This is a genomic window from Lentzea sp. NPDC006480 (assembly GCF_040611995.1).
In the GTDB taxonomy this organism is placed as follows: Bacteria; Actinomycetota; Actinomycetes; order Mycobacteriales; family Pseudonocardiaceae; genus Lentzea.
In genome coordinates this window covers 1-5344 of the sequence record NZ_JBEXPJ010000292.1, presented here as the reverse complement: position 1 = coordinate 5344, position 5344 = coordinate 1, and the positions used below count along the sequence as shown (strand labels likewise).

The window sequence follows — 5344 nt, the reverse complement described above, 5'->3', positions numbered from 1 at the left end:
GTCTGGTTCAGCGCCTCGGCATCGTCGCCCCACATGACCTCGCGCACGCCTTGGAGGTGCTCCAACACCTCATCCAACGCCGACGCGAACACCGGGAACGACTCGTACAACTCACGCCCCATGCCCAGCCGCTGCGCCCCTTGCCCGGAGAAGACGTACGCGAGCGGCTTCCCGCTCACCTCGCCCCGGGCGACGACCTGCCCGCCGAGCACCACGGCCCGGTGGTCGAACTGGGTTTTCAACGCGAGCGAGAACCCGATGTCCCGCGGATCGCCGGCCAGCTGCAGCACACGCTCGACCTGGGCGTCCAGCGACGTCGCCGACTTGGCCGACACCAGCCACGGCACCACGCCGCCCACCTGGGTCGCCTGGCCCGCGGGAATCGCCTGGCCCACCGGGACCGCCTGACCCGGCTGGATCACCTGGCCCGCGGGGATTGCCTGGCCCGCGGGGATTGCCTGGATCGATCCGGATTGGCCGGCCCCCTGGGGGGAGATACCCCCCATCCCAATCATCTCAGGCAGGTCTGACAGTTCCGGGGCCTCGAGGATGACGTGGGCGTTGGTGCCCGAGACGCCGAACGACGAGACACCGGCGCGGCGCGGGCGGGACACGGACGGCCAGGAGGTGGCTGAGGTGACGAGGGTGATGTCGCCTGCTGCCCAGTCCACGTGGGTCGAGGGCTCGTCGACGTGGAGCGTCGCGGGGACCAGGCCGTGCTGCATGGCGTGGACCATCTTGATCACGCCGGCAACGCCCGCCGCCGCTTGGGAGTGGCCGATGTTCGACTTGATGGAGCCCAGCAGGAGGGGCTCGGAGCGGTCCTGGCCGTAGGTCGCCAGAAGCGCCTGAGCTTCGATCGGGTCGCCCAGGGTCGTGCCGGTGCCGTGGGCTTCGACGACGTCCACATCGGACACCGACAGACCCGCCGCGGCGAGAGCCGAGCGGATCACGCGTTGCTGGGACGGGCCGTTCGGCGCGGTGAGACCGTTGGACGCGCCGTCCTGGTTGATCGCCGACCCGCGCACGACGGCCAGGATGGTGTGGCCGTTCCGCAAAGCGTCGGACTGGCGTTCGAGGACCACCAGGCCGACACCCTCGCCCCAGCCCACGCCGTCAGCCGTGTCGGAGAACGACTTGCAGCGGCCGTCTGCGGAGAGACCGCGCTGGCGGGAGAACTCGACGAACGTGGACGGCGTGGACATCACCGTGACGCCGCCGGCCAGGGCCAGGGAGCATTCGCCGTTGCGCAGAGCTTGAGAAGCGAGGTGCAGGGCGACGAGCGAGGAAGAGCAGGCCGTGTCGACGGTGACGGCCGGGCCTTCGAAGCCGAACGTGTAGGAGACGCGGCCGGATGCGAACGTGCCGGCGCTGCCCATGCTCTGATAGCCCTCGAACTCGCTGCCGCTGATCACGACCGAGTAGTCCGTGTACATGACGCCGGCGAACACGCCCGTTGCGCTGCCCCGCAGGGAAACCGGGTCGATGCCGGCCCGTTCGAGCGACTCCCAGGCGGTTTCCAGCAACAGACGCTGCTGCGAGTCGGTGGAAAGGGCTTCACGCGGGGACATGCCGAAGAACGCCGGGTCGAACAGCGGGGCGTCGTGCAGGAAACCGCCGGAACGCGTGTAGGAGGTGCCGATGTGGTCAGGATCCGGGTGGTAGAGCGAGTCGACGTCCCAGCCGCGGTTGGACGGGAAGTCGGTCACCGCGTCGACGCCGTCGACCACCAGGCGCCACAGGTCTTCCGGCGACGCCACGCCTCCGGGGTAGCGGCAGGCCATGCCGACGATCACGATCGGGTCGTCGGACACCGCGGAAACCGAGACCTCGGGCACGACCGTGTCGGAGCCGAAGAGCTCGTCGCGCAGGTGTGCAGCCAGCACACCCGCGTTCGGGTAGTCGAAGATCAGGGTGGCCGGCAGGCGCAGGCCCGTGACGGAGGTGAGCTGGTTGCGGAGCTCGACTGCGGTCAGCGAGTCGAAACCGAGTGACTGGAACGCGCGGCCTGGGTCGATCTCGTCGGTGCCCGCGTGGCCGAGGACCGTGGCGACCTGGCCGCGCACGAGGTCGAGCAACGCTTCCAGCCGACCGGCTTCGTCAAGCCCGGCGAGACGGCTGGTCAGTGATGCGGCAGAGCCGGCACCGGCGGCCACCCGGCGTGCGCGGGTCTTGATCAGGCCGCGCAGCATCGGCGGGACGTCACCGCGGCCGCGCAGCACGGGGAGGTCGAGGCGCACCGGCACGGCGTTTCCGGCAGCCGCGTCGAAGAGTTCGACGCCCTGCTCGACGGTGAGGCCGGGGATTCCGGTGCGTGCCATGCGTTCCGCGTCGGCACCGGACAGCATGCCCGCGATCCACGGGCCCCACGCCAGCGACGTTCCGGGGAGGCCGGAAGCGCGGCGGTGTTCCATGAGCGCGTCGAGGAACGCGTTGGCGGCGGCGTAGTTGCCTTGGCCGGCGGTGCCGATCGTGCCCGCGACGGACGAGAACACCACGAACGCGTCGAGATTCGAGGCCAGCTCGTGCAGGTGCCAGGCGGCGTCGACCTTGGGGCGCAGCACGGTGTCGACGCGCTCGGGCGTCAACGACTCGATGATGCCGTCGTCGAGGACACCCGCGGTGTGGACGACGGCGCGAACCTCGTGCCGTGCCAACAGATCTGCGACGGCTGCGCGATCGGAGACGTCACACGCCTCGACGATCACGTTGGCGCCCAGTGCTTCCAGCTCCGCGACGTCGGCCTCGCCGCGCCGTGAGACCAGCAGCAGGTCGCGGACGTCGTGCACGGCGACGAGGTGGCGGGCGATCACCAAGCCGAGTCCGCCGGTGCCACCGGTGATGAGAACCTTGCCCTGCCACGAGAACCCGTCGTCCGGGGCCAGGCGGGCCAGGCGCGGTACGAACGCTTCACCGTCACGCCAACGGATCTGCGGCTCGTCCAGGGCGAACACCTGCGCCGGGACATCGCCATCGGACTCGACCAGCACGAAACGGCCGGGGTGCTCGGTCTGCGCCGACCGCACGAGGCCCCACACCGCGGCCGCGCCCAGGTCACCCGGACGCGTGACGAACGCGAGGCGGTCCTGGCGCTCGTCCGCGATCCACTGCTGCAGGCGCGCGAGAACCTGCGACGTCAGAGCGTGCGCGGATTCGACTGGGGAGCCTTGCGAAACGACGTGCTCGACCTCGACCTCGGCGGTCTCGGTGGGCAGCGCGACCGGCGTCCAGTCGACGTGGAACAACGCCTCGCGCGCGATTCCGGAGCCGGTCGTGATCGGGCGGGTGACGAGGGAGTCGACCGACACGACGGGCGTGCCGTTGGGATCCGTTGCCGCGACGGCGAACGACTCGCCCTGGGGACGGATGCGCACACGCAGCGCGGACGCACCGGTCGCGTGCAGCGACACGCCTTCCCAGGCGAACGGCATGCCGCCCTCGGACGCGGTCAGGTCCGCGGCGTGCAGGGCGGCGTCCAGCAACGCCGGGTGCAGGCCGTAGCGGTCGGCCTCGCCGTCGATGGCGACCTCGGCGTAGACGTCGTCGCCGAGCTTCCACGCCGCGCTCAGGCCCTGGAACGATGGCCCGTAGGCGAATCCGTTGTCCGCGAACCGCTCGTAGAACCCTTCCAGCGCAACCGCTTCCGCTCCGGTGGGCGGCCAGGTCGTGGTGTCGAAGGCGTGGGCGGTGCCGGACGCGAGGAAACCGGTGCAGTGCTCGAGCCACGGCGTGTCCGGGTCGAGGCGCGAGTAGACCGCGAGGGAACGACGCCCGGTCCCGTCGAGCGGCCCGACCGCCACCTGGAGCTGCGCCGGGGCGTCGAGGACCAGCGGCGCCGACAGCGTCAGCTCGTCGAGGCGGTCGAGGCCGAGCTCGTCGCCCGCGCGCAACGCCAGTTCGACGAAAGCCGTGCCGGGGAACAGGATCCGGCCGCCGACGACGTGATCCGCGAGCCAGGGCTGGGTCGCGACGGAGAGCCTGCTGGTGAACAGCACACCCTGCCCGTCGGCGAGTTCGACCGCCGCGCCGAGCAGCGGGTGGCCGACCGCGGTGAGGCCGAGGCCGGACGCGTCGGCGTTCTTCGCGGTCGACGGCCAGAAACGCTGCCGCTGGAACGCGTAAGTCGGCAGCGCGACCCGGTGGCCGTCCTCGTAGAACGGACTCCAGTCGACTGCCGTGCCCGCGACGTGCAGGCGGGCGAGCCCGGTGATCAGGGCCTGGGGTTCAGGACGGTCCTTGCGCAGCGTCGGGATGCCGTCGACCAGCGCCGACAGCACGCCGTCCGGGCCGATCTCCAGAAACCTCCTGTCGCCCAGGGCGGTCACGGCGTCGTGGAAGCGGACCGTGTTGCGGACGTGGCGGACCCAGTACTCGGCGTTCGCGACGTCACCCAGGCCGGGAATGGTCGGTGGGGTGAAGGTGAGGTCGCTGATGGCGGCGCGGAAGTCGTCGAGCATCGGGTCCATCAGCGGCGAGTGGAACGCGTGGCTGACCTGGAGTTGCTTGGTCTTGCGGCCCTCGAACCGCGCGACGACCGCGCGGGCTTCCTCCTCGACGCCCGCGATGACGAGGGCGTCGGGGCCGTTGATCGCGGCGATCGAGACGCCCGCGGTGAGGTGCGGGGTGACTTCGGCTTCGGTGGCTTGGAGGGCGATCATCACGCCGCCTTGTGGCAGCGCCTGCATGAGTCGCGCGCGGGCTTCGACGAGTTTGGCGGCGTCTTCGAGGCTGAAGACACCGGCGATGTGCGCGGCGGCGATCTCGCCGATGGAATGGCCGGCGAGGTGGTCGGCCTTGACGCCGAACGACTCGATCAGGCGGTAGAGGGCGACCTGGAGCGCGAAGATCGCGGGCTGCGCGTTCCCCGTCTGGTTCAACGCGTCATCGTCCCAGGCGTTCACGTCCAGGTGTTGCGCGACCTGGTCGAACGCCTCGCGGAACGCCGGGAACGCCTCGTACAGCTCGCGGCCCATGCCGGGGCGCTGCGAACCCTGGCCGGTGAACAGCATCGCCAGCTGCTTCTCGGTGGCCGTGCCGCGCGCGATCTCGGCGCCGTCGAGGAGCACCGCGCGGTGGTCGAACAGCGTGCGCGCGGCCAGCGAGCACCCGACGTCCTTCGCATCCGCCGCGACGCCGCCGAGCCGCGCGATCTGCCCGTCCAGCGCCGCCTCGGTCTTCGCCGACACGAGCCACGGCACACCGCTGACCTGGATCGATCCCGATTCGCGGGCCCCCTGGGGGGAGCCACCCCCCATCCCAATCATCTCAGGCGGGTCTGACAATTCCTGGCCGTCGGGAGTGGCGGCCGGGGCCTCGACGATCAGGTGCGAGTTGGTGCCGGAGA

At 70.9% G+C, this 5344-nt stretch carries 1 protein-coding gene; it reads right to left on the bottom strand.

The features are described 5' to 3' along the window. Window positions 1-5198 (bottom strand): SDR family NAD(P)-dependent oxidoreductase (locus ABZX92_RS44940; RefSeq protein WP_355572174.1); only part of this gene is annotated, 5198 nt, incomplete at its 3' end. Window positions 5199-5344 lie beyond the last annotated feature (146 nt).